The sequence below is a fragment of the Bacillus sp. jun7 genome, assembly GCF_051034795.1.
Classification (GTDB): Bacteria; Bacillota; Bacilli; order Bacillales; family Bacillaceae; genus Bacillus; species Bacillus velezensis.
Genome location: NZ_CP093219.1, coordinates 304,286 through 325,419, shown reverse-complemented (window position 1 = coordinate 325,419; position 21,134 = coordinate 304,286). Strand labels below are relative to the sequence as shown.

Annotated in this window: 30 protein-coding genes and 1 other RNA gene; 11 read left to right on the top strand and 20 right to left on the bottom strand. The window is 42.5% G+C overall.

Annotated elements, in window-relative coordinates:
- Positions 1-191: 191 nt before the first annotated feature.
- Positions 192-416: a hypothetical protein gene (locus MJQ52_RS01670; protein ID WP_094247880.1), complete on the bottom strand. Its 225-nt coding sequence runs from the start codon at positions 414-416 to the stop codon at positions 192-194.
- A gap of 199 nt (positions 417-615) precedes the next feature.
- Here MJQ52_RS01670 and MJQ52_RS01665 point away from each other — a divergent pair, with 199 nt between their 5' ends.
- Both MJQ52_RS01665 and MJQ52_RS01660 read left to right on the top strand, forming a co-directional pair.
- On the top strand, positions 616-1,194 hold the full coding sequence (locus MJQ52_RS01665; RefSeq protein WP_094246857.1) for a MarR family winged helix-turn-helix transcriptional regulator: 579 nt from the start codon (positions 616-618) through the stop codon (positions 1,192-1,194).
- Complete coding sequence (locus tag MJQ52_RS01660; protein ID WP_070081957.1) at positions 1,187-1,468, top strand: hypothetical protein; 282 nt, start codon at positions 1,187-1,189, stop codon at positions 1,466-1,468. The genes MJQ52_RS01665 and MJQ52_RS01660 overlap by 8 nt, the downstream gene beginning before the upstream one ends.
- 267 nt (positions 1,469-1,735) lie before the next feature.
- Here the strand turns inward: MJQ52_RS01660 and MJQ52_RS01655 are convergent, their stop codons facing one another.
- Complete coding sequence (locus tag MJQ52_RS01655) at positions 1,736-2,482, bottom strand: SDR family NAD(P)-dependent oxidoreductase (protein WP_070081958.1); 747 nt, start codon at positions 2,480-2,482, stop codon at positions 1,736-1,738.
- Positions 2,483-2,650: 168 nt separating this feature from the next.
- Here MJQ52_RS01655 and MJQ52_RS01650 point away from each other — a divergent pair, with 168 nt between their 5' ends.
- Positions 2,651-3,007: a winged helix-turn-helix transcriptional regulator gene (locus tag MJQ52_RS01650; protein WP_014417586.1), complete on the top strand. Its 357-nt coding sequence runs from the start codon at positions 2,651-2,653 to the stop codon at positions 3,005-3,007.
- 599 nt (positions 3,008-3,606) lie between these two features.
- On the opposite strand, the gene csaA is transcribed toward MJQ52_RS01650, so the two are convergent.
- The 4 genes from csaA to MJQ52_RS01630 all read right to left on the bottom strand — a co-directional run bounded on the left by csaA (position 3,607) and on the right by MJQ52_RS01630 (position 6,055).
- Positions 3,607-3,939: a chaperone CsaA gene (gene csaA / locus MJQ52_RS01645; protein ID WP_094246856.1), complete on the bottom strand. Its 333-nt coding sequence runs from the start codon at positions 3,937-3,939 to the stop codon at positions 3,607-3,609.
- 68 nt (positions 3,940-4,007) lie between these two features.
- Positions 4,008-4,718, bottom strand: a complete 711-nt coding sequence (locus MJQ52_RS01640; RefSeq protein WP_094246855.1) for an AraC family transcriptional regulator — start codon at positions 4,716-4,718, stop codon at positions 4,008-4,010.
- A 51-nt stretch (positions 4,719-4,769) separates the two neighbouring features.
- Entirely contained in the window at positions 4,770-5,336 is a 567-nt protein-coding gene (locus MJQ52_RS01635; RefSeq protein WP_094246854.1) for a TetR/AcrR family transcriptional regulator, read from the bottom strand.
- Entirely contained in the window at positions 5,336-6,055 is a 720-nt protein-coding gene (locus MJQ52_RS01630; protein ID WP_094246853.1) for an MBL fold metallo-hydrolase, read from the bottom strand. The genes MJQ52_RS01635 and MJQ52_RS01630 overlap by 1 nt, the downstream gene beginning before the upstream one ends.
- A gap of 224 nt (positions 6,056-6,279) precedes the next feature.
- On the opposite strand from MJQ52_RS01630, the gene MJQ52_RS01625 reads away from it, so the two are divergent.
- A complete protein-coding gene (locus MJQ52_RS01625; RefSeq protein ID WP_094246852.1) occupies positions 6,280-6,801 on the top strand; it encodes a kinase in 522 nt (173 codons plus the stop codon).
- A 29-nt stretch (positions 6,802-6,830) separates the two neighbouring features.
- Here MJQ52_RS01625 and czrA read toward each other — a convergent pair whose 3' ends face one another.
- The gene (gene czrA / locus MJQ52_RS01620; RefSeq protein WP_007407993.1) at positions 6,831-7,163 is read right to left on the bottom strand and encodes a Zn(II)-responsive metalloregulatory transcriptional repressor CzrA; all 333 of its coding nucleotides are present in this window, start codon (positions 7,161-7,163) and stop codon (positions 6,831-6,833) included.
- A 191-nt stretch (positions 7,164-7,354) separates the two neighbouring features.
- On the opposite strand from czrA, the gene MJQ52_RS01615 reads away from it, so the two are divergent.
- Positions 7,355-8,020, top strand: a complete 666-nt coding sequence (locus MJQ52_RS01615) for a lysozyme family protein (RefSeq protein ID WP_003153802.1) — start codon at positions 7,355-7,357, stop codon at positions 8,018-8,020.
- Between the two features lie 64 nt (positions 8,021-8,084).
- Here the strand turns inward: MJQ52_RS01615 and MJQ52_RS01610 are convergent, their stop codons facing one another.
- Positions 8,085-8,621 carry a DUF420 domain-containing protein gene (locus tag MJQ52_RS01610; protein ID WP_003153801.1) on the bottom strand — a complete coding sequence of 179 codons (537 nt, stop codon included), beginning with the start codon at positions 8,619-8,621 and terminating at the stop codon, positions 8,085-8,087.
- A 144-nt stretch (positions 8,622-8,765) separates the two neighbouring features.
- Complete coding sequence (locus MJQ52_RS01605; RefSeq protein WP_031379041.1) at positions 8,766-9,548, bottom strand: VLRF1 family aeRF1-type release factor; 783 nt, start codon at positions 9,546-9,548, stop codon at positions 8,766-8,768.
- 188 nt (positions 9,549-9,736) lie between these two features.
- On the opposite strand from MJQ52_RS01605, the gene MJQ52_RS01600 reads away from it, so the two are divergent.
- Together MJQ52_RS01600 and MJQ52_RS01595 are read left to right on the top strand one after the other, a co-directional pair.
- The gene (locus MJQ52_RS01600) at positions 9,737-10,240 is read left to right on the top strand and encodes an N-acetyltransferase (RefSeq protein WP_014305189.1); all 504 of its coding nucleotides are present in this window, start codon (positions 9,737-9,739) and stop codon (positions 10,238-10,240) included.
- A gap of 63 nt (positions 10,241-10,303) precedes the next feature.
- Positions 10,304-11,281: a S66 family peptidase gene (locus MJQ52_RS01595; RefSeq protein ID WP_077722447.1), complete on the top strand. Its 978-nt coding sequence runs from the start codon at positions 10,304-10,306 to the stop codon at positions 11,279-11,281.
- Positions 11,282-11,312: 31 nt separating this feature from the next.
- Here the strand turns inward: MJQ52_RS01595 and MJQ52_RS01590 are convergent, their stop codons facing one another.
- The 7 genes from MJQ52_RS01590 to gerPC form a co-directional block, all read right to left on the bottom strand.
- Positions 11,313-11,705 carry a hypothetical protein gene (locus tag MJQ52_RS01590; protein ID WP_094247879.1) on the bottom strand — a complete coding sequence of 131 codons (393 nt, stop codon included), beginning with the start codon at positions 11,703-11,705 and terminating at the stop codon, positions 11,313-11,315.
- A gap of 161 nt (positions 11,706-11,866) precedes the next feature.
- Positions 11,867-12,739 carry a 3D domain-containing protein gene (locus MJQ52_RS01585; protein WP_003153795.1) on the bottom strand — a complete coding sequence of 291 codons (873 nt, stop codon included), beginning with the start codon at positions 12,737-12,739 and terminating at the stop codon, positions 11,867-11,869.
- Positions 12,740-12,974: 235 nt separating this feature from the next.
- Positions 12,975-14,753, bottom strand: coding sequence for a DNA helicase RecQ (gene recQ / locus MJQ52_RS01580; protein WP_070081962.1), 1,779 nt, complete (start codon positions 14,751-14,753; stop codon positions 12,975-12,977).
- A gap of 107 nt (positions 14,754-14,860) precedes the next feature.
- Positions 14,861-15,046, bottom strand: a non-coding RNA gene (ssrS, locus tag MJQ52_RS01575) — 6S RNA.
- A 214-nt stretch (positions 15,047-15,260) separates the two neighbouring features.
- Positions 15,261-15,887: an FMN-dependent NADH-azoreductase gene (locus MJQ52_RS01570; protein ID WP_094246851.1), complete on the bottom strand. Its 627-nt coding sequence runs from the start codon at positions 15,885-15,887 to the stop codon at positions 15,261-15,263.
- Positions 15,888-16,031: 144 nt separating this feature from the next.
- Complete coding sequence (locus tag MJQ52_RS01565) at positions 16,032-16,523, bottom strand: TraR/DksA family transcriptional regulator (protein ID WP_094246850.1); 492 nt, start codon at positions 16,521-16,523, stop codon at positions 16,032-16,034.
- Between the two features lie 84 nt (positions 16,524-16,607).
- Positions 16,608-16,988 carry a spore germination protein GerPC gene (gene gerPC, locus MJQ52_RS01560; protein WP_094246849.1) on the bottom strand — a complete coding sequence of 127 codons (381 nt, stop codon included), beginning with the start codon at positions 16,986-16,988 and terminating at the stop codon, positions 16,608-16,610.
- A 92-nt stretch (positions 16,989-17,080) separates the two neighbouring features.
- Here gerPC and MJQ52_RS01555 point away from each other — a divergent pair, with 92 nt between their 5' ends.
- The gene (locus MJQ52_RS01555; protein WP_014305194.1) at positions 17,081-17,314 is read left to right on the top strand and encodes a hypothetical protein; all 234 of its coding nucleotides are present in this window, start codon (positions 17,081-17,083) and stop codon (positions 17,312-17,314) included.
- On the opposite strand, the gene MJQ52_RS01550 is transcribed toward MJQ52_RS01555, so the two are convergent.
- Positions 17,301-17,783 (bottom strand): Hsp20/alpha crystallin family protein, encoded by a 483-nt coding sequence (locus MJQ52_RS01550; protein WP_094246848.1) that lies wholly within the window; start codon positions 17,781-17,783, stop codon positions 17,301-17,303. The genes MJQ52_RS01555 and MJQ52_RS01550 overlap by 14 nt on opposite strands.
- Before the next feature lie 70 nt (positions 17,784-17,853).
- Between MJQ52_RS01550 and MJQ52_RS01545 the strand changes: the two genes are divergently transcribed.
- Both MJQ52_RS01545 and MJQ52_RS01540 read left to right on the top strand, forming a co-directional pair.
- The gene (locus MJQ52_RS01545) at positions 17,854-18,126 is read left to right on the top strand and encodes a hypothetical protein (protein ID WP_003153786.1); all 273 of its coding nucleotides are present in this window, start codon (positions 17,854-17,856) and stop codon (positions 18,124-18,126) included.
- Positions 18,123-18,356: a hypothetical protein gene (locus MJQ52_RS01540; protein WP_003153785.1), complete on the top strand. Its 234-nt coding sequence runs from the start codon at positions 18,123-18,125 to the stop codon at positions 18,354-18,356. The genes MJQ52_RS01545 and MJQ52_RS01540 overlap by 4 nt, the downstream gene beginning before the upstream one ends.
- Positions 18,357-18,400: 44 nt before the next feature.
- Here the strand turns inward: MJQ52_RS01540 and MJQ52_RS01535 are convergent, their stop codons facing one another.
- The 3 genes from MJQ52_RS01535 to MJQ52_RS01525 all read right to left on the bottom strand — a co-directional run bounded on the left by MJQ52_RS01535 (position 18,401) and on the right by MJQ52_RS01525 (position 19,448).
- Positions 18,401-18,745 carry a PH domain-containing protein gene (locus MJQ52_RS01535; protein ID WP_003153783.1) on the bottom strand — a complete coding sequence of 115 codons (345 nt, stop codon included), beginning with the start codon at positions 18,743-18,745 and terminating at the stop codon, positions 18,401-18,403.
- Positions 18,746-19,038: 293 nt separating this feature from the next.
- Positions 19,039-19,179, bottom strand: coding sequence for a DUF4025 domain-containing protein (locus MJQ52_RS01530; protein WP_003153781.1), 141 nt, complete (start codon positions 19,177-19,179; stop codon positions 19,039-19,041).
- Between the two features lie 65 nt (positions 19,180-19,244).
- The gene (locus MJQ52_RS01525) at positions 19,245-19,448 is read right to left on the bottom strand and encodes a DUF6501 family protein (protein WP_003153779.1); all 204 of its coding nucleotides are present in this window, start codon (positions 19,446-19,448) and stop codon (positions 19,245-19,247) included.
- A gap of 183 nt (positions 19,449-19,631) precedes the next feature.
- On the opposite strand from MJQ52_RS01525, the gene MJQ52_RS01520 reads away from it, so the two are divergent.
- Complete coding sequence (locus MJQ52_RS01520) at positions 19,632-21,119, top strand: aldehyde dehydrogenase family protein (protein WP_094246847.1); 1,488 nt, start codon at positions 19,632-19,634, stop codon at positions 21,117-21,119.
- Positions 21,120-21,134: the final 15 nt, after the last annotated feature.

Below are 21,134 nucleotides of genomic sequence, written 5' to 3'. Positions count from 1 at the left end.
CCTTCGGCCGGCTTCACCGTATAAAAAATGATAACGTTTATTGGAGGTTTGGATATATGACATTCCGCATATCACGAGAAACGGAAAGCGGTATGTGCAGAAGACGGCATTAAGAGAATGGCTGACTTCCATGCTGGAAAAAGAATAACAGCTGCTGTGAAAAGCGGGAAGAGTTTTTCTCTTCCCGTTCATTAAGATTTGCCGCCCTGCCTCTCTTCAACCCCAAACATACGACAGATATCGTTCTTACGTAACGAAACATCCCCTTCTTTAGATTTCAAATAAAACCCTTTCTTATATATCCGTATGACTTCCTCATATGTAAGCTCATGACGAAGGAGCGCCATTAAACGCCCGTCTTTTTCATCTTGTTTATTGAACCATTCATACCGTTCTGACCAGTTCACTTTCTGCATGTCAAACACCTTCTCACTTTGAATTAATGCCCTTTTCGCATTTATTATACTTATTTCCCCTTTTGTAAACACTCCGACTGCCTGTAACATTTTTGAAAACAGCCGTACCCGTCCCTATTAGTCACCATGTTGACTTATTTCCCTTTGTGATGTATATTGTAATTGTCAACATGGTGACAATTTAGTTGGGAGATAATTTATGGATATTAAATTACTAATGAAGGAACTGCATTTTATGCAACAAAGTTACGCATCATTATTTTCGGTTGTCAATAAGGTGCAGACTCGGGGGGACGAATACTTAGAAATGTTGACTTCCCGACAGCATATGACTTTTATTGCTATTGCCCATTTACCGACGGAAGATACCACACTTATGAATATCGCTAAAAAGCTGGGCACAACAAAACAAACCGCTAACAAATTAATTTCAAGCCTCGCGAAAAAAGGATATGTTCACACGGTGCCAAGCAAACTGGATAAACGTGCAATCAATATTGAGATTACCCCTGAAGGAAAAAAAGCGTTAATTTCCTGTTCAGAAAGATCCACCTATTTTTTAGCGGATATGTTTCATGAGTTCACAACTGAAGAAGTTGAAACATTCTGGAGGCTATTGCAAAAACTTTATCGTTTTGATGGTGAAGAACAGGATGGTTTTGAAGGAAAAGCACATTTGAAAGTTGAAGGCCAGGCACGATTCATCTCAGATGACTATGAAGAAAAAATCATGGCTGAATTTTCAAAACGGAGATATGGGAGTGCAGACGATGAATAATATGCTTTATCGAAAAGTAAAAGAAACAGAGGATAAGATGAAAGAAAAATGCTATGAGCTGAAAGATAAAATTGATCAATTTATTTCTCATGCTAAATATAAAATTCATAGCAACCGTAAACTGGACCGAGCCGGCAATTATATATCAATTGCCATTGGACTCTTTATCCTAACTGCCTCATGGCTGACCGGAACACAATGGCTGCTTTGGATAGGCGCGGCGAGTATTTTGAGTAATGCCTGTTTGCTCATTATAAAGCCTGTTAAAAATTGAAAATCTGAAAAAAGCTCTCTAAAAGAGAGCTTTCTTTTATTAATCGTCCCAGTCTTCATCTCCTTCCCGTTACTTTAAGAACATTTATTCACAAAGTAATCTTTTTTACAGGTCATTTAGTGGTAGCCCAGGAAAATGCGAATTTACAACCTTAATCAAATTCAAACATAAAAAGTCGAATTCCCTGTCCTTTAAGGAAAACGACTTCTTCAAGTAAATCCCCATTAACCTTTTTTGGGGACGATTTGTAATCTCTGCGCAGTGAAATTATACCTGTGCTAGCCCGCCATCTACGAACAATTCAACACCCGTCAAGTAACTGCTTTCGTCTGAAGCAAGGAAAGATACAGCGTTTGCTACTTCTTCAGGTGTCCCAACTTTTCCAGCTGGAACAGTATTTCTGCTATTTTCCATTACTTCTTCAAGTGCATCACCAAAAAGCTCATCGTAGGCAGGTGTAAGAATAGCTCCTGGACTAACCACATTTACACGGATTTCAGTATCTTTTAGGTCAAGAATCCAGTTGCGAACTAGTGCTCTTAATGCTGCTTTAGATGCTCCATATACACTAAACGCTGGGTTGCCAATTGATCCAGCAGTAGAGCCCGTTACAATAATAGAACCTACTTTGTCCGGGAATAGTGATAACGCTTTTTGAACAGTAAAGATGGTTCCTTTAACGTTAATGCCGAACGTTCTATCAACCTGCTCTTCAGTAATTTCACCTAATGGAAGGAAGCTGCCGGTGCCCGCATTAGCAAAAAGAATGTCCAACTTACCTTTTTCCTGCTTTATCATGTCATATAGTTTGTCTAAGTCTTCAAGCTTAGAAATATCACCTTGAACACCGGTTACGTTCTTGCCAATTTGGTTAACAGCTTTATCAAGTTCGTTTTGTCTACGTCCCGTGATATAAACATATGCACCTTCGTTTACAAATTTTTGTGCTGCAGCAAGACCAATCCCACTTGTTCCACCCGTTACAAGCGCTATTTTACCTTCAAATTTACCCATACTTAACACTCCTTTAGAATTAATTTTATTTTATGTCTAGTACCTTTAAGTACTTGAAGAACAACTTACAAGATATAGTATCCTTCAGTAAGCATATTATCGGAAGTACCCACTTTTTTGTGATATAGTAACTAAAAAGTAATAAATGTGGAATGGAGAGCTTTAGACATGAAAAAATTTAGCTGTGGGTTTGAAGTGACAAAGGAAGTTATTGGCGGAAAATGGAAAGGTCTTGTATTATACTTTTTAATGAATGGACCAAAGAGAACGAGTGAATTAAAACGCATTATCCCAAATATAACTCAGAAAATGCTGATTCAAACACTTAGAGAGCTTGAAGCCAGTGGACTTGTGAGCAGAAAGATGTATAATCAAGTACCGCCGAAGGTTGAATATTCATCCACTGAACTTGGAGAATCTCTTAAACCTATCTTGCAGGAGCTCTGTCAATGGGGAGGCCATTATGCGGAGCAAGAGTATGCAGAAGGTGAATATGAAATTGTACAGCCAGAACAACTAAGTTAGGATTGATGTAGCTGCTGAAGTAAATGCTAAACAACTTCAATACCATCACCTGACAGATGAAGAACAGTCAGAAATAAATGAGATATTCAATTTTGAAAGTGAAGTTCTAATAAGAAGTGTCATGGACTATATTCAGGAGAACTTTGATGAAATTCAAAAAAGAGCTGTTTCAAATGTTAAAGAGAAGGTTCAGAAACTTAGCAAAAAGATAAATGAAGACATCAGTAATAACATTTAATGCCTATATGGTCTCTTCGCATGCATTTTTTACACAAAAAGACCCGGATTTTAATTCCAGGTCACACTTCAGGTCACAATTTGCTCAAATTCCCTCTTGCATTTCTCGAACTGCTTTATTCAAGATCATAAAATTTCAAACGAAACCTTACACGAAGGAATCGGGGATCGGCAAAACAAAGCCAGATATAACATATATTAAAAAATCTCTTGCATTTCCACACCCGGCATGCTATATTCATATAGCGATGAGCTGAATTGTGTAAGCCGATGCACATGCCCTTGCGGCACACACGAATGTGGCGTGTGGTGTATCGCCTCAATACGCAAAAGACGTTTGCTTCTGCAAACGTCTTTTTTTATTATCCGATTTTCGTTCCGTTCGGTACTGTCTGCTCTGGCGTAAGCAGGACAACGTCTCCTTTTTCCGGGATGCCGCCGAGAACGAGAACTTCTGACTTAAATCCGGCGATCCGCCGCGGCGGAAAGTTGACAATCGCGGTAACCTGCCTGCCCGTCAGATCATCCGGTTCGTACCGTTTTGTAATCTGGGCGCTTGATTGTTTCATGCCGATCTCTTCGCCGAAATCTATTGTCATCTTAATAGCCGGCACCTTTGCTTCCGGGAATACTTCCGCTTTTACGACCGTTCCTATTCTGAGATCGAGCTTGATAAAATCTTCGATGACTGCCATATCAAAAACTCCTTTTTTACAATCATGATATCAAAAAAAGACGCAGTTTATTTAACCGATTTTCAGGATTATTTATCAGATTGAAAGGTGTTTCGGAAGACGCGCGGCGTTATTCCCTTATGTCTGACAAACCATCTGGTAAAGGAAGACAAATTTTGAAAGCCGACCTCCTGACTGATGTCTGTCAGCCGGCATTTTGTTTCAATAAGCATTTGTTCCGCTTTCTTCATACGGAGCTCAGCAATATAAGCTTGCGGGCTTTTCCCCGTCTGCTTTTTAAACCAGTCGGAATAATACGCCGGGTGGTAATGTTCCATTGCGGCAAGCTCTTTAATTGAAAAAGTCTTTGAGAGATTTCGGCGGATATACGCAATTGAATCATTCGTACGGTTTTCTTGTATCTTTTCAGCAATATATTCTGCAAGCAGACTCAATGAATGAGCCGACTGCTGCTTTGTCTCTTCTGTCAGCAGAAACCGAATCGATGTCCAAAAAGGATCAAGCTTATTCAGTACGCCGGGGTCAAATGAACCTTTGAAAAAATATGCCGGTATGTCGAGAACAAGACATTCATTTCGCTCCAAAGAACGGAACCGATGTTCATGCCCGGGCGGAATATACAGCATTTGATCAGGTTTTAATCTGATTTCACGTCTTTCTGTCTCCAAGTCCAGCTGTCCTTCGAGCGGAAAGAGCATTTGGCAGTATGTGTGTGCATGAGAATCAAAAATATGCGAATAGGTGCGCCGCTCACAGATGATATGTTGTAATGAATCCATTTGTCCCTCCTTTTACATGATGCGTTTTTTTATTTAGTTTACATAATAATATTATTGTCCCCTCATCTGTAAACCTCTTAGGAAAGCAACAACTGCAAACTTCCGGCTTTCTTTAATTGATTCGGTTAATTCAAATGCACTCTGTTTTCTCAACACGGCAAATCCGTGAAGAAGACTCCTCAGTCCTCTCGCAGCATGAATCGCAGTGTCAGACTGTGCATAACCGTTAGCTGTCAGCTGCCTGACAACAAGCTCTACAAGCAGGCTTGACAGATTCTCAATCCGGCCGTCTTTTATCTTTTGAAATGTTGCGTCATATAATCCGGGATTGGCTTCGGCGAAATTGATATAGGCATCGGCAAGAGCGAGCAAAGCCGTTTCACCCGTCAGTCCTTCTGCAGAGGCCGCCATTTTTTCATATAACATAGTTAAACCGGAGACAGCCAGCTCTGTTTTAATTCCTTGAAGGCCATTGACAAAATTGTAAAGGGAAGGCGGTTTTACGTTTAAGGACTTTGCAACGGCCGCAAGCGTCACTTCGTTCAGCCCTTTTTCGTCAGCGATACCTGCTGCGGCTCTCAATATCATGTCAAGGCTCATTCCGACTCTCGGTGACATTATGATCGGCCTCCCGGCAGGCTTCGTTCAGCTTCCTCAGCAGCCTCAGCCATCAGTTCAACGGGATTGCAGAGAACATTTCCATGTCCGGCGGCCAGACTGCTTGGTTGATGAGCGATAAGCGTTCTTGCTGTTTTTACAGCTTCTTCTTTATTCCACGTAGCAAAAGCCGGAAACGGAAATTTCCATTTCAGCTTCCCTGAAACAGCAAGGCCGCCCCGTACTTGAAAGGCATCTCCGACGATCAGCATATCATTTCTCATATCTTTAAAAGCGAGGCTTCCCGGCGTATGACCGGGAGCGGGAATGACAAGTAAAGATCCGATCCGCTCGCCGCCTTTCAGCAGGCGATCAGGTTCGGTCTGAACATTTTTCGGCACTCCCCCCTTTATCGGCGTTTGTGCTTCATGCTCAAATAAAGAAGTGTCACCTTTCAGCAAGAAAGAATCCCGCTCAGAAATACAGACGGAAGCATCCGGAAATTCCGCAGCTAATGAGTCAAGCGAACCGATGTGATCCCCGTGCGCGTGGGTGAGTAATATGTCATTCAGCGGCTTCCCAAGCTGCCGCAATGCTTGTTTGATTCCTTTATGACTGTTAGGCAGTCCGGTGTCAATCAGGGTTACTCCTTCTTCTTCTTCGACCAAATAACAATTCACCGGGAAAAGCGCTGGAAAAAAAGTCAGCTGCCAAACCCTTCCGTATTGTAAGATTCTCATCAACATCCCCCTAAAACTAATATCATTAGTTTTATTATAACTAATGCCGTTAGTTTATCAAGCGTTTTCTGTCTAAATCCTGAAAAAGGCGCGGGCGCTTCTCTCATGCCAAAAAAAGAAACGCGCATACTGTGATAAAAGATGCTTTCAGCCTGCGAATAAATCAGACTACTAAAACCAGCCGGATAAGCATACACTACTCAACGGAGGGGGAGTTCCACATCATGCATATCACACTTCAAAGCATCTGCCCTGTCTTAATGATTGCCTTTTTTCTGTATAAAAAGGTGAAACGGTCCGTCGGCTTTCAGCCTTTGAAACCCCGCTGGCTTTACACAAGAATGATTTTATTTTCATTGCTGGCCGCCGCTCTGGCGTTTTTCAGCATCACACACCCGGCTTTATACGGGTATCTTATATTCGGCACTTTTTGCGGCTGGCTTCTGGTCCTGTTTGCCAAACGGAACATTTCTTTTGAAGAACGCCGCGGAAAAATGTATTTTCGCACTCACCTGTGGATTGAACTTATTCTATTAACGTTATTCCTATCGAGATTTGTTTATCGCGTTATTGAAATATACCGGGTCACAGCGGACTTTACCCATCCGGAGGCATACAGCCAAACGGTCGGGGCTGATCCGCTGACCATCAGTATCTTTTATTTCATCGCAGTTTATTACAGCGGCTTCTCTTTTTATGTTTTAAAAACGAGCAGAGACCAAACCAATAACAGTCAGTACGGCTGACATCCCTGTCTAAAAAGCAGGGATGTTTTTTAATCGTGCCGCGTATGGTGAATCATTTGCTGAAGCACATCTAACACATGTTCATCCTCAGGTGAATAATAGATGGATGTTCCTTCTCTGCGTGATTTGACGAGGCGCAGATTTTTAAGAAAACGCAGCTGATGAGAAACGGTAGACTGCAGCAAATTCAGCTTTTCTGCGATATCATTTACCGCGTGTTCACCCTGTGACAGCAAATGGAGAATTCTGATTCTGGTCGGATCAGACAGCGCCTTAAAAGTCTGGGCAACCAAAAATAAAGTTTCCTCATCTAAATCGACAGCGGGGTCATTCGTGTTTCCGGATTCGTGAAATTCAGTCATATACCTCACCCTTCTTTTCTCAAGTAGCCCAATTATACCAAATGTCAATTGATGCAGGTACATCCTGCGCCTGACAAAAGAACCGTTATTTTAAATTTATGTTTCAAATACGGGTTTCCGCTTGGTTTCGCGCATTCATCTGTGTCATAATGAAAAAGTCATAATGCTCCTGAAATTGAGGGTGAAACACAGTGGAGAAAAAGAAAAAAGGCTGTTTCGCTGCCGCGGGTCTTATGATGATATGTGTTTTTGTCATGGTTTCCTTCTTCCTCATTCTGTTATTTTCAAATAATGAATGGCTCAAAAGTCTTCCGTTTGATGTCAAACCGATCGTGCTTGAACGGCTGACAGATTACAAACCGCTTGTTGAAGACGAGCTGGATGAAAAAGGACTCACCAAATATACATCGCTTGTACTCGGCATGATATATCAGGAGTCAAAAGGAAGAGGAAATGATCCCATGCAGTCTTCAGAATCTCTGGGTTTAAAGCGAAATGAGATTAAAAACCCTCAAACCAGTATCAAACAGGGAATCAAACAATTCACTCTCATGTACCAAACAGGCAAGAAAAAAGGCGTAGACTTGGATACGATTATACAAAGCTACAACATGGGAGCCGGCTATATTGATTTTGTGGCTGAACATGGAGGATCGCATACTGAGGAACTGGCAAAACAATACTCCGAGCAGCAGGTCAAAAAGAATCCGAAACTTTACACTTGCGGAGGGAACAAAGACAATTTCCGTTATCCCTACTGCTATGGTGATTACACGTACGCAGAAAAAGTAAAAGCAAAAACAAAAACCGTTGAACAATCCTTAAATGTAACAACACTTGAAACGCTTGAAGAGTAAAAGGCGCCCTGATGAGGCGCCTTTTTCAATCAATAGAAAAAAGCCGCGCAGAGCACGGCTTTTTTTAATAATACGGTGAGATCATTAAGTATACAATGACACCCGTCAGACTGACATACAGCCAGAGCGGCATCGTCCATCTCGCGATTTTTTTGTGGCGCTCCACTTGCATGCTGAATCCTCTGATCAGCGTAAACAGCGCAAGCGGCACGATAACGGCGGAAAGACAGATGTGCGTAATCAAAATAAAGAAATAAATCCCCCGAATGATGCCGTGGCCGCCGAATAAAGTATTCTCAGCTATCGAGTGGTACACGACATAGCAGATCAAAAACAGCAGAGTCGTCGTAAACGCCGCCAAAATAAAGCGTTTATGCGCTTGAATATTTTTTTGCTTAATCATAAAGAGCGCTGCCAGCAAAAAGATAAAAGTAAAGCTGTTAAAAATGGCATTTAACATCGGCAGAATATGAATATTGGCAATGCTGACCTGTCCCGATTTCGGCATAAAAAACAGCACCGCAATTAACCCGTTGATCAAAACGGTCAATGTCAGCACGATACCGGTATAACTTTTAGGTTTGTTTTCTGTCTGATTCATCTTATGACCTCTCTCAATTTTACTGACTATCCAAATGGTATGAGAATTCAGCTTTGATGTCAACGGTTTCGTCCGCTTCGTCAGAAATTAGACAAACTTAAGCCCTAAAAAGACCGGGTGTTTGAGACCCGGCCTTTCGTCATATTATGCTTCCTTCAACAGTTCTTCTATCACCTTATGTTCGTTTTCATTCAACAGATTTTTTGGAATGATCCGATCTATCGGTTTATTCATATGCTGATCGAGAATATCGGCTGTTTCTTTGTCCCCTGCGATTACGAGACGCTCCCATTGGTGTGAAGCGGCCTTTTGATCAAGGTTTGAAGCCAATCGTTTATACAGCCTGTTTTGGTTTTCTTCGACATGGGCTTTGGCAGCGTCTTCGTCCATCGATGCGGAGCTTCCGCTTACATCCTGCGGTTTCCACGATTCATTGATGACGTCGTATTGATAATGCTCCACCCCTTCAATTTTTCCGAGTACGGTTTCTATGATCTTCACTTCATTCTGCTGGGTGAGAATAAAAGCCGTGCTCGGAAATTGTTCACGGAGAAGTTCTAATTGATCAAGGACAGCCGTTTCTTCCCAATAAAATCGTGTTTCGACAGGCACCTGCAATTCAATCGTCTCCCAGATGCCGCCTTCTCCCGATGCAAAAAATACGAGACTTCGCGGCATCTCTTTACCAAGCCCATCGATATATTGATAGACGCGTTCCATGATGCGGACGAGAGATTTTTCTTCTTCCGGATCACTTACAGACAGATACTCTTTTAATCTCCGAAAACCGGTTTTCAAGGCGATTTTCCACTCTCCCCCCTGCTGATCCGGATTTCTCATATCCGTATTTACATATAAGGAAAGCATTTTATCAGGAGATTCCGTCATTACGTACTTCAATTTGCCGATGAGTGAGTCAATTGCCATTATAGATTCCTCCTTTTTCCGCTGCTCACTGTTCCTTTCCCTATCCGCACCGCCTTAAAAACGTCAATCCACATATAAACGGCAGACTTTTCTAAAAAAGTTTTTGCAAAACCCATTTACAAACCAAGACATCATTTACTACAATGGATACTTGTGTTTGACTAAGACTTTTACGCTGTGAAAGGAGTATGATTTTGTTTACTGCAGAAGAAAGAGATCAGAAAGAGCTGGAAAAAGAGCTTCATAAACTTGAATTTCAGATTTTCAGAATGCGGGAAAATCTGATAGATGTATCAAAAGACGCGCGAGTGCTTGGTATTGATCAATCGAACAATGACGATTGGATCATTGTTTCCTCGATTGATGATGGCCAAACATGTAAGATTATGCTGACTGATTGTGAATCAGCCTACCGGGGAAGAGGCTGTTTTTCACTGATCGCCTCTTATTATGATAATGCCATTCATATCGGGGACATTAAAGGGCCGCCGAACCACGGCTACGGCTCGATCTGCATGAAATTTTTAAAACATATCGCCAGAGAGCAGAATATCCCGAAAGTGACGGGCGACATCGCTAAGCGTGATTGGGATCATGTCGACCGGCTCGTTCATTTTTATGAAAAGCATCAATTTGATGTCTGGATTGACAATGATACGCAATCAGGCGGCATTAAATGGGTCGACCTGTAAAAAATGATAGATAAACCCTCGTTAATATGGTGTAATAGATTAAACCATTTAAGGAGGGTTTTTTTGTATCCGGAAAAATTGAAAAAAGGCGACGGCATTCGTATTGTGTCTCCGGCCACAAGCATGTCCGCTATGTCAGATGAAAATATAAATGCCGCGAAGACAAAATTGGAGGAGCTGGGCTTTTGTGTCTCTTTTTCAGAGAATGCAAAAGAAATAAATGAATTTCATTCATCATCGATTGAATCGCGTGTACGGGATCTGCACGAAGCTTTCGCTGATCCTGACATCAAAGCGATTTTGACGACACTCGGCGGGTTCCAATCAAATCAGCTGCTCCGCTATCTTGATTATGAAAACATCAAGCGGCATCCGAAAATCCTTTGCGGCTATTCAGATATTACCGCCCTCGGCCATGCCATATATCAAAAAACCGGCCTTATTACATATTCCGGTCCCCATTTTTCTTCATTTGCCATGAAAAAAGGGCTGGACTATACGATTGACTCTTTCTTGGCCTGCTGTGCTTCTGACAACCCGTATGAGGTAAAACCTTCATCCGAGTGGAGTGATGATAAATGGTATTTGAACCAGGAGGACAGACGTTTTTATCGGAATCCGGGACCGCTCGTTATTCAACCCGGATATGCGGAAGGAACACTGATCGGAGGAAATCTATGCACGCTGAATCTTCTGCAGGGCACGGAATACTTTCCGGAGATGGAACAAGTGATTCTGTTTATAGAAGATGATCATATGTCGGACATTCATATGTTTGACCGGGATTTGCAGTCACTCATCCATCTTCCCGCTTTTTCAGCCGTGAAGGGAATTGTCATCGGACGTTTCCAGCATGCTTCAAATGTGTCTGAGGAGGCTCTGCGTACCGTCATCCGTACAAAAGAAGAACTGTCATCCATGCCTGTTATCGCAAATGCTGATTTCGGCCATACCTCCCCTTTGATGACATTCCCGATCGGAGGAACATGCAGGATAGAAGCCGGCTCAGAAGGCGGACGGATATGGATTGATCGGCATTAATACATAAAGACGGGAAAACCGCCCCGTCTTTTTATTTTGACGCCTTATGCCGCGGCGTGCGCGGAGCGATCATAATTCGTCCGCCAGCCGCTGCCGTCACCCATACGGAAGCTCCTTCATAAAAACGGCTGATCTCTTCATTATATACGGCGTGTGTCAGTTCACGTTTATCATGCGTTCCATCTTGGTTTTTTACGTTTAAAATAAGTACAAGCTCGTGCCTGCCATTCTTCATCACGCCAGTACTTCTCACCTTTTCAATAACGGCTGGCCTTCCTCTCCCTCTGTCAAGCGCCTGAAACAGCCTGACAGCAGGCATAGACAGTCCGATAACGAGCACAATGACGAAAGCGGTGCATATACCTGCTTGAAACACTGGTGATTCTGTGAAGGCATTCCATAAACATATAAATTCCGGCTCCATCAGATTCATCATCCCTTCAGATTCCGTTTTCACATCCATTCCTTATTATATTAGAGAAACGCTTTTTCTTTTTCCGCATATAACGATTATATACAGTCAAAAAAGGGAAGAAAAAAAGAACACAAAGCATTTCGCCTTGTGTTCTTCATCTCTATATGAAACTAGTCTAATACTTTAACATTTACAGTTCTGACGCCCCAGTTGTTAGCGTCACTTTTCTTTGCAACAAATACGTCAATTTTATTTCCTTTAATTGCGCCGCCTGTATCTGCTGCTGTTGCCACTCCGTAACCTTCAACATAAACCTTAGAGCCAAGCGGAATGACACTAGGGTCTACCGCGATGACTTTTGCATCAGGGTTTTTGTTTAAGTCAACACCGGTTGCCGTTACACCGGAAATGCCGCCGTCGTTAGCAGAGTAAGCAGTTGCAGTCATTGTCAGCTGCTTTTTAGGCTCTTGTTGGTTTGTATTTGATTGAACAGGCTGCTGTTTTGCTTCGACAGCCTTCGCTTCTTGTTTAGGTTGTTGTTGTTCTTGAACAGGTTCTTGTTTAGGCTGCTCGTTTTTGACAGCTTCTTGTTTCGGCTGTTCTGTCTCAGCAGCTGGTTTTTGTTCAGTTTGCGGCTGGCTGGCTTCTTGAGCCGGCTGTGCAGCCTGAGCCTGACCTTTCACATTTAACGTTGTGCCTGCGTAAATTATATCTGATTGCAAGTTATTCAAGCTTTTCAGATTGCCGACTGATGTTCCGAATTTCTGAGCAATTTTCCAGAGGCTGTCGCCCTGCTTCACTGTGTACTGCCCAGATGTGGTTGTTTCTACTGAAGAAATAGTCAGTTTCTCTCCTTCAATAATTAAATCAGAAGATAACTGATTCCATTCTTTTAAGTCCTTTAGGTTCACTCCGTTTTTTTGCGAGATCCCCCAGAGCGTGTCACCCTTTTGCACCGTGATTTCTTTAGCAGAAGCGTGAGCTCCAAATGCAGTTGTTGAAATTGCTGCAACTGCGACAAAGGACATAATCGTCTTCTTCATAAGTAAATCCTCCCTTGTTAGCTTTTTATTGGCGGCTAACAGGTGATATCGTAACATATGAAAATGTCAGTTCAATAACAAAACGATTTGAATTAGATTACAGTTCCTTTACATGAAACATTTCTCTCGCTTGGTAAGTCTTGCTGAAACCTTGATACAGCAAGGGTTTTCAAGCTTCTGATTTTTCCGGCGCCGATGAAAAACACAATGTGCAAATTTCTAAAAAAACTTTTTTTCACTCTGTTTCTCTTACATAATTTCGGATTTCTTCTAAAAAAACCGCTCCGTATTTCAATCTTTTTTGTTCCCCGACCCCTTTTACGGAAAGAAGATCCTGATCTGTTTTCGGAAGTTTCGCCGACATTTCTTTTAACGTCTGATCTGAGAACACGACAAATGGAGGAACACCCTGTTCAGCTGCAATCTCTTTGCGGAGACGCCGGAGAAGCTCAAATAATTCATCATTTTCGGTAACGGCGGCGGCCTGTAAGGCTTCTTTTCTCGCGACTGCGCTTTTTCCAAGCAGGACGTCCCTGCCTTTTTGGGTGACCATAAGCGTCGGAAATGTGCCGTCCGCCATTCTGATATATTCGTCTGAAATAAGAAATTCGATAAAATCACTGATTTCCGCTGCGGATTGATGCTTCATAATGCCGTAAGTGGACAGGCTGCTGAAGCCGTTTTCCAGCACTTTTTTATTTTTAGACCCGCTAAGCACCTGCGCCACCATCGTTTTTCCGAAGCGCTCATTCATTCTGATGATGCATGACAATACCATCTGCGCTTCTTTTGTGACGTCATGGGCGGTCCTTGTATCAGTGCAATTGCCGCATGCTTCGCAAGCTTCCGCCTCATTCTCGCCGAAATACTTCAGAATAAACCGCTGCAGGCAATCTTCCGTATGACAGTAATCCACCATCTGTCTCAGTTTTTTGAGATCCTGCTTTTGTTTTTCTTCTCCGGCGGCCGATTGGTCTATTAAAAAACGCTGCACCATAATATCCTGCGGCGAAAATAAGAGCACACACTCGCTGTTAAGGCCGTCGCGTCCGGCCCGTCCGGCTTCCTGGTAATAGCTCTCCATATCTTTCGGGATCTGCGCGTGTAAAACAAACCTGATGTTGCTCTTATCGATTCCCATTCCGAAAGCGGACGTAGCTACCATCACTTGTATCTGATCGTTAAGAAAACGCTCCTGCTGGTCTTTTCTGTCATCATCCGCCAATCCGCCGTGATAACGGCCGGCATTGATGCCGCTGCGTTTTAATTTCTCATATAAACGGTCGGTTTCTTTTCTTGTCGCTGTATATATAATGCCGGCTTCGTGTTTATTTTTTTCGAGGTACCGCTCGATAAACCGGTCTTTGTTTTCGCCCTTTACTACTTTAAACGTTAAATTCTCTCTGGCAAAACCGGTATATACAGTTTGTTCTTTCTTAATATGAAGCTGCTTGCAGATGTCATCATGAACCTCAGGCGTAGCCGTCGCCGTTAAGGCGATGATGACGGGCGGTTCTTTTAATTCATTAAAAAGGATTTCGATATTCCGGTAACTCGGCCTGAAATCATGTCCCCATTGCGATATACAGTGAGCTTCGTCAATGGCGACAAGAGGAACCGTAATATTCTGCAGGATGTGAATGAATTCAGAAGAAGTCAAACGCTCCGGTGTGATGTAAAAGAGCCGGTAAGCCCCTTGTTTCAAACCGGTCAGGCGCTCATGAATGTCACGGCTTGTCTGGGTGCTGTTAATATAAGCTGCCGCGACACCCGCTTCTTCAAGCGCGTCCACTTGATCTTTCATTAAAGAAATAAGAGGGGAAATAACGATTGTGGTTCCTTCAAACAGCAGTGCGGGAATCTGATAGCAGATTGATTTTCCGCCCCCCGTCGGCATAATGCAGACCGTGTTTTTTCTCTCCTCTGCAACTGATTGTATCGCCTGCTTTTGGCCCGCGCGAAGACTGTCGTAGCCAAAATAATGCGCCAGAAGGGATTGGGCTTTATCCAGCATATGTTGTAAAACCTCACTTTGTCTTTGATTCTTTCATTTTATCATAATGATAAAGTACGCTGCTCAAGGGCAATTCAAAATAAAAAGCCATCTCCGCAAGGGAAATGGCTTTCGCTACGTATGCCGTACGCAAGTAAGAAAGTTTTAAACCACCACTCCTCAAAGTGGGTGTTTGCAGAAGCGTTCCTGTCGTCCTCTGCAATGGAGGCATGACATTCCGGCTTCGATATAAAACTCCCTATTACAGCTTAAAGGTTAAAACTTAATTAACAATACGAACAATGTAGCTTCTCTTATATCCTACACCATCAGTCGTATTTTGGCAAGAGGGTTAATTCTTTTACAGAAAACCTTTTTTCTTTGTAAAAAATGCTTTATTCTACATAAAAATTGTTTTTTCGACAAAATATCAATATATCAATATAAGATCAGATCGAAAGCTTCCGCCAGTTTCTTCTATAATAGAAAAAACTCTCACACCCTGTAGGGGCGCAAGAGTTATGGCAATTAGAATTTTGCAGCCAGATCTTTCGCTTCTTGCAGTCCTTTTTCAATGATCGCTTGAGCGTTATCCGGTGCAGCATTATGACCTTCAACGACAACAGTGTGAAGATCTTGGACACCCCAGAAACCGAGAACGGTTTTCATGAAGTTTAATGACATTTCAAGAGATGCCATCGGTCCTTCAGAATATACGCCGCCGCGTGCGTTTAAGAGCGCTACTTTTTTATCTCCCATCAGACCTTTAGGGCCTTCAGGCGTGTATGTGAAAGTAACCCCTGCGCGAGACAGGTAATCAACATAAGTATGAAGCACAGCAGGCACTGTGAAGTTCCAAAGCGGGAATGCAAACACGACTTTGTCAGCTTTGACGAATTGATTTAAGTAAATGTCAGCAGTTGACGCTAGTTTTTTCTCTTCGTCTGTCATTTCAATTCCTTTTGAAGCTTTGAATGTTCCGTTAATCATATCTCTTCCGAGGTAAGGAAGGTTTTCTTTATGAAGATCAAGTTCGATCACTTCATCATTCGGATTGTTTTCTTTATAAGCAGCCAGAAACGCTTCGTATAATTTTACGGACACGCCTTCTTCAGCCGTACGGTCACTTGATTTTACAAATAATACTTGAGACATTCTAAATTCCTCCCGGTAATCTTTTAATATTTACTTACAAATAGTATGTTACTTTCTTTTTTATATAAAGTCAATGATTTTATTTCGATTCTGAGATTTTTTATGGAATAAAAAAACAGGTACATATGAATGTACCTGCTGCTATTATTGTGAATCCTGCTCGCGATCCAGGATTTCGTAAGTTTGTGAGCTTTTTTGATCAACGGTTTCTTTATTTGAGAGGTCTTTCACCTGCTCGTGAAATTCCCTTTCATATGACGGAGCGTCTGTTTTCACATCCCCTTCTGTTTCTCGCTGCGCTTCGACAGTCATTCTGGCGTACGGAACGGCTTCAAGTCTTTCATAAGGAATTTCTTTTCCCGTTTTCTCACAAATCCCGTATGTTCCTTTATCCATTCGTTCAAGCGCGGCGTTCACCTCATCTAAAAGATTCTGATCGACACCGTCCAGCGTCTGATTCGTGACCCTGTCCAAATAAATGCTTCCGTGATCAGCTAAGTGATTATCTACTCCGTTCGACAATTCTCCTGTGTCTTCGCTCATTGAATGATTTTCTTTTGATTCTCCCTGAAGACTTTCCTTTAAATCGATTAATTTATGATAAAGGCTGTCCTTCTGTTCTTTTGATAATGACATATTCATCATCTCCTTTTTCGTCTGTATTCTTCGCTGCATCTGTTAATACATACCCTCGAAAAAGGAGGATGAAACAATGGGGGGTCAATGCTTTCTCCCCCTGATGGTGACATTGGGTGTCTGCTGATTTGTCTGTCTTTTTTCTTTTGCAGCATCATTTTGCGGGTTGTCCCGACTTTCTTCAGCGCAGGCTTGTTTGAGCCTGTGCGCCGGTGTATGGTAAGTGGCGCCGATATTCAGCATACCGCTCAGCTCTTCTATACTCAGCTGTTCAAAATCAATATTGTATTCAATCTTGTCCACTTTGACGTGCTCAATATGGACATATGTTTTTTCTCCTTCAACCGTTTGCGGCTCAAAATGACACTTATCCTGAAGCTCATCAAGCTGTTGTTCCACTTTCTTAAGCCGGTCTAATTCTTCTTCACACACTTTTTTGAAAATCTCTTTCATTATTTTTTTCAAAGAAAATCACTTCTTTCCCCGTCACTCTTGGAAAGTTCTATGCGTCCCGCATTGCGAATATATAAACATGATATACAAAAAGGAGGCGAATCATGATGTTTTTTCCATCCGTTATCAACTTTGAGTATATAAAAATGAACGGAATCAGCGGCGGAGCGGCTTTTAACACCGGCTCTTCCGTTATGGTGAGAAACACAGCAGCCAATAAAAGAAATGAAGGGTACGGTGAACAAAACGGTGATTGCACCGTTGTCGCCATCCCTATCATGAGTATCGATGATTCAGATCTGATAGATGGCACAGCGAACAAGATCAGCCTTCGATAATGATCTGGCTTGCATCCCCCAGATGTTTAGCAATCGATATATATAAAATCCCGTCTTTGAATACCGCCTGCATTCCCTTCGTACCATGAGCGGAATGCGGAAGATCGAGTTTTTTTTCAAAATCGCCGTATTTTCCGGTCTTCTGTTTAAAATCCTGTTCATTGAAAAAGGATTTTCTCGTGCCTTTTACGACAATATATTCTCCATAGGACAAAAGCTGAACATCTTGTTTCCGGTAGCCGGGCAGATACAGCAAAAATTGGAGCTCATCATGGGTTTCCACAATATCTATAAGAGGAAAAGCCTCCTCATTTCTTCTCATTTGCCCATCTCCCTGTTGAAAGGGAAAATGAGAATGGCCGTTTTGAAATGATTTCAGTTGTTCATCATCAAAAACGTTTTTCCAAAAGTCGCCGCCGGACATGTTTTGCGCCATTTCCATCCATTGCTTCATCTTATCGAAATCCATTTTTATCGCCCCCTGTCTAAGCATACGGTCATAACAGCCGGCATACACCTGTATTAAAGGAGGTTTGCCTGTGGTTCAACCAACTCCATATATCAATATTAATATTTTCATGTTGAAAATTAATTCCTTTGAAAATGCTTCAGCGGTGAATGTCGGACAAAATTTACTGGCGGAATGGCAGAATTCTGATAAAAAGAATCAGGGATACGGACAGAACTTCGGAGATGCAAGCGGCTTCATCGGCACGAACGGCAAAGTGGATGACCGGGATCAAATTGATTCTCCATCAACCTTTGAGTCTGCATGCGACAAAATCCCTGCCGGAAAAGGAGGCCCATTATGATGTTTTCGCCGGTTTTGGTAAATGTAGGAGGCTTTAAAGTAAATGCAGTCGACCGCGGTTCTTCCATTACGATCGGGCCGTATCAGCAGATCGATTATTTTTTATCCAATAAGATCAACTACGGATTCGGTGAAGAAAATGGTGATTTGGCGCCGATTTATATCCCCATCAGTTCTATCGCTGATCCGGATCTCATTGATTCGAACTCCGGAAAAACAAGCATTATATAATAAAAAGGCCATCCGCATGCATTCGGATGGCTTTTATGTGATATTTAACTGCATAAGTATTTTGTTAAGATGGCTTGAACCTCAGTCAAGTCCGTTTCTTTTGCAAATTCCAATTCGAAAGTTTTTCCCCTTGTCATTAATACAAGCCCGGTATCGGGATCAAACATCCCCGCTTCTTGAATGGCGAAGCTTTCAATTGTTTTATATGGAAGAAATACGCGCACTTTCTTTTTGGAGAACATTTTATTATCAAAGAAAATCACTCGTTTATTCGTAAAGCATATTTGGTCAACCCGCAGTTTATAAATCGTTTCGATCCGTTCTCCCTCAACGAGCAAAGCCTCCAGCTTTTTTGTGTCGGTTGATCTGCTGACAGAAAAAATTCCCAATGAAGAACCCCACTTTCTGCTTCTATACTATTGTTTTATTACAATCATAAAAAAATAAGTTCTTTATCCCTATATAAGAATACGACATAGACGGCATTTAAACCATTACGAACAGATTACATTTTTAGAACGTTCATCAAAAAAGCCCTTCGCGAAAGGTGCCGCTGTTATGAAGTAATACGGTTCAGCGGAAGAAAAGGTTTCAAGAAAACGGTATTTTTTTCGAAAAGTCAGTTTTTTATTTTCGCCATAAAAAACCGCGGCTTCTCCAATGCCGCGGTTTCAACAAAACATCAACGATCCGTATCTTCAATTGTTCCTTCTTTATAGGTATCTGATATTTGTTCCATCGTCGTGTCGGTGCCTTCTTCAGGTTGCACTTGCTGAAGCTGATCTGATGTTTTATTTTGTTTGTCTTGCTCTGTTTTTTTCATTTTGCAGCCACCCTTTATATGTAGTCTTTTTTAGTATGGCTCAGGCAAAATGAATTCATTCAGCCTTAAACTTCTTCAAAATACTCTTTGTAGAAGCCTCCGACTTTGTTTGTATTGTCTGCAACAAAAATGAATTCTTCTGTTTCATTTTTGACTTCATACTCTTTACCCGGCGTCAGCACATTTTTGACAATGTATTTTTTCGCATCTGTATGTACGCATTTGACCTTTTTGACGCTTTCTTTTGTCTGCCAATTATTATGAATCATTTATAAAACTCCTTTTCTTAATCGATAAGCTTATTGTAGCCGTTTTTTCTTGTGAATTGCAATAACGGTTATCGATTGATTTTACTGGGGGTGTTATTATAGAATGACTGTATGCGCTTACTTTGCGCGGACATCAAGATGCTCAAAACAGACCATAAAAAAATTTCGGGAGGTTTGTTACGAATGAGTTCTTTAACGATGCAGATCACGAAAAGGCTGGAAACATTTTTACAGGGTACGAAGAAACTTTATATTGACGGAAAATTTGTTCCGAGCGCTTCAGGATCAACATTTGTCACACCGAATCCGGCAACCGGAGAAACGCTGATGACGCTTTACGAGGCACAGACAGAAGACATTGACAGTGCAGTGAAAGCGGCACGCAAAGCCTTTGATCACGGCGAATGGCGCACTATGCCGGCCGCTTCCAGAAGCAGGCTGATGTATAAGCTTGCCGATTTAATGGAAGAGCACAAAACAGAACTCGCGCAGCTTGAAACACTTGATAACGGAAAACCGATTAATGAAACAACAAATGGGGATATCCCGCTCGCAATTGAGCATATGCGTTATTATGCCGGGTGGACTACAAAGATAACCGGACAAACAATTCCGGTCGCCGGCTCATATTTTAATTACACCCGCCATGAGCCTGTCGGCGTCGTGGGGCAGATCATCCCTTGGAACTTCCCGCTCCTTATGGCGATGTGGAAAATGGGCGCCGCCCTTGCCACAGGCTGCACAATCGTTTTGAAACCGGCGGAGCAGACACCGCTGACCGCCCTCTATTTAGCGGAATTAATAGATCAGGCGGGCTTCCCTGACGGCGTCATCAATATTGTCCCAGGGTTCGGCGAGACGGCCGGGGAAGCGCTGACCAACCATGACGATGTCGATAAACTCGCTTTTACCGGTTCTACAGAAATCGGCAAAAAAATCATGGAAAAAGCCGCAAAAAAAATTAAACGCGTGACACTGGAGCTTGGCGGAAAGTCACCTAACATCATTTTGCCTGACGCCAATTTGAAGAAAGCCATTCCCGGCGCTTTAAACGGGGTCATGTTTAATCAGGGGCAGGTATGCTGCGCAGGCTCCCGTGTCTTCATTCACAAAGACAAATATGATGAGGTCGTCAGCGAAATGGTTTCATATGCGAAATCGCTTCAGCAAGGCGCCGGCCTTCACCAAGATACACAAATCGGCCCGCTCGTCAGCCAGGAACAGCATGAGCGCGTGCTTTCATATATTGAAAAAGGAAAAGCGGAAGGAGCCAAAGCTGTCGCGGGCGGCAGCTGCCCGTTTGAAGAAGGGTATTTTGTCTCCCCGACTGTATTTGCGGATGTGGATGACAGCATGACCATCGCAAAAGAAGAAATTTTCGGCCCGGTCTTAGCCGCCATTCCGTATGATACGGTAGATGAAGTCATTGAGCGGGCGAACCGCTCGGAATACGGCCTTGCAGCCGGACTTTGGACTGAAAATGTGAAAAACGCCCATTACATTGCTGACCGTCTCCAAGCCGGCACCGTTTGGGTCAACTGCTACAATGTTTTCGATGCGGCATCTCCTTTCGGCGGCTATAAGCAATCCGGCCTCGGGCGGGAAATGGGCTCTTACGCGCTGAATAATTATACAGAAGTGAAAAGCGTCTGGATCAACCTGGAAGATTAAATCAAACAAGAAACT

What these genes read in the sequence shown, in the direction of transcription:
- MJQ52_RS01670 (WP_094247880.1), bottom strand. Translation starts at nt 416, where the DNA reads ATGCAGAAAGTGAACTGGTCAGAACGGTATGAATGGTTCAATAAACAA.
- MJQ52_RS01665 (WP_094246857.1), top strand. Translation starts at nt 616, where the DNA reads ATGGATATTAAATTACTAATGAAGGAACTGCATTTTATGCAACAAAGT.
- MJQ52_RS01660 (WP_070081957.1), top strand. Translation starts at nt 1,187, where the DNA reads ATGAATAATATGCTTTATCGAAAAGTAAAAGAAACAGAGGATAAGATG.
- MJQ52_RS01655 (WP_070081958.1), bottom strand. Translation starts at nt 2,482, where the DNA reads ATGGGTAAATTTGAAGGTAAAATAGCGCTTGTAACGGGTGGAACAAGT.
- MJQ52_RS01650 (WP_014417586.1), top strand. Translation starts at nt 2,651, where the DNA reads ATGAAAAAATTTAGCTGTGGGTTTGAAGTGACAAAGGAAGTTATTGGC.
- csaA (WP_094246856.1), bottom strand. Translation starts at nt 3,939, where the DNA reads ATGGCAGTCATCGAAGATTTTATCAAGCTCGATCTCAGAATAGGAACG.
- MJQ52_RS01640 (WP_094246855.1), bottom strand. Translation starts at nt 4,718, where the DNA reads ATGGATTCATTACAACATATCATCTGTGAGCGGCGCACCTATTCGCAT.
- MJQ52_RS01635 (WP_094246854.1), bottom strand. Translation starts at nt 5,336, where the DNA reads ATGTCACCGAGAGTCGGAATGAGCCTTGACATGATATTGAGAGCCGCA.
- MJQ52_RS01630 (WP_094246853.1), bottom strand. Translation starts at nt 6,055, where the DNA reads ATGAGAATCTTACAATACGGAAGGGTTTGGCAGCTGACTTTTTTTCCA.
- MJQ52_RS01625 (WP_094246852.1), top strand. Translation starts at nt 6,280, where the DNA reads ATGCATATCACACTTCAAAGCATCTGCCCTGTCTTAATGATTGCCTTT.
- czrA (WP_007407993.1), bottom strand. Translation starts at nt 7,163, where the DNA reads ATGACTGAATTTCACGAATCCGGAAACACGAATGACCCCGCTGTCGAT.
- MJQ52_RS01610 (WP_003153801.1), bottom strand. Translation starts at nt 8,621, where the DNA reads ATGAATCAGACAGAAAACAAACCTAAAAGTTATACCGGTATCGTGCTG.
- MJQ52_RS01605 (WP_031379041.1), bottom strand. Translation starts at nt 9,548, where the DNA reads ATGGCAATTGACTCACTCATCGGCAAATTGAAGTACGTAATGACGGAA.
- MJQ52_RS01600 (WP_014305189.1), top strand. Translation starts at nt 9,737, where the DNA reads ATGATTTTGTTTACTGCAGAAGAAAGAGATCAGAAAGAGCTGGAAAAA.
- MJQ52_RS01590 (WP_094247879.1), bottom strand. Translation starts at nt 11,705, where the DNA reads ATGGAGCCGGAATTTATATGTTTATGGAATGCCTTCACAGAATCACCA.
- MJQ52_RS01585 (WP_003153795.1), bottom strand. Translation starts at nt 12,739, where the DNA reads ATGAAGAAGACGATTATGTCCTTTGTCGCAGTTGCAGCAATTTCAACA.
- recQ (WP_070081962.1), bottom strand. Translation starts at nt 14,753, where the DNA reads ATGCTGGATAAAGCCCAATCCCTTCTGGCGCATTATTTTGGCTACGAC.
- MJQ52_RS01570 (WP_094246851.1), bottom strand. Translation starts at nt 15,887, where the DNA reads ATGTCTCAAGTATTATTTGTAAAATCAAGTGACCGTACGGCTGAAGAA.
- MJQ52_RS01565 (WP_094246850.1), bottom strand. Translation starts at nt 16,523, where the DNA reads ATGTCATTATCAAAAGAACAGAAGGACAGCCTTTATCATAAATTAATC.
- MJQ52_RS01555 (WP_014305194.1), top strand. Translation starts at nt 17,081, where the DNA reads ATGATGTTTTTTCCATCCGTTATCAACTTTGAGTATATAAAAATGAAC.
- MJQ52_RS01550 (WP_094246848.1), bottom strand. Translation starts at nt 17,783, where the DNA reads ATGGATTTCGATAAGATGAAGCAATGGATGGAAATGGCGCAAAACATG.
- MJQ52_RS01540 (WP_003153785.1), top strand. Translation starts at nt 18,123, where the DNA reads ATGATGTTTTCGCCGGTTTTGGTAAATGTAGGAGGCTTTAAAGTAAAT.
- MJQ52_RS01530 (WP_003153781.1), bottom strand. Translation starts at nt 19,179, where the DNA reads ATGAAAAAAACAGAGCAAGACAAACAAAATAAAACATCAGATCAGCTT.
- MJQ52_RS01525 (WP_003153779.1), bottom strand. Translation starts at nt 19,448, where the DNA reads ATGATTCATAATAATTGGCAGACAAAAGAAAGCGTCAAAAAGGTCAAA.
- MJQ52_RS01520 (WP_094246847.1), top strand. Translation starts at nt 19,632, where the DNA reads ATGAGTTCTTTAACGATGCAGATCACGAAAAGGCTGGAAACATTTTTA.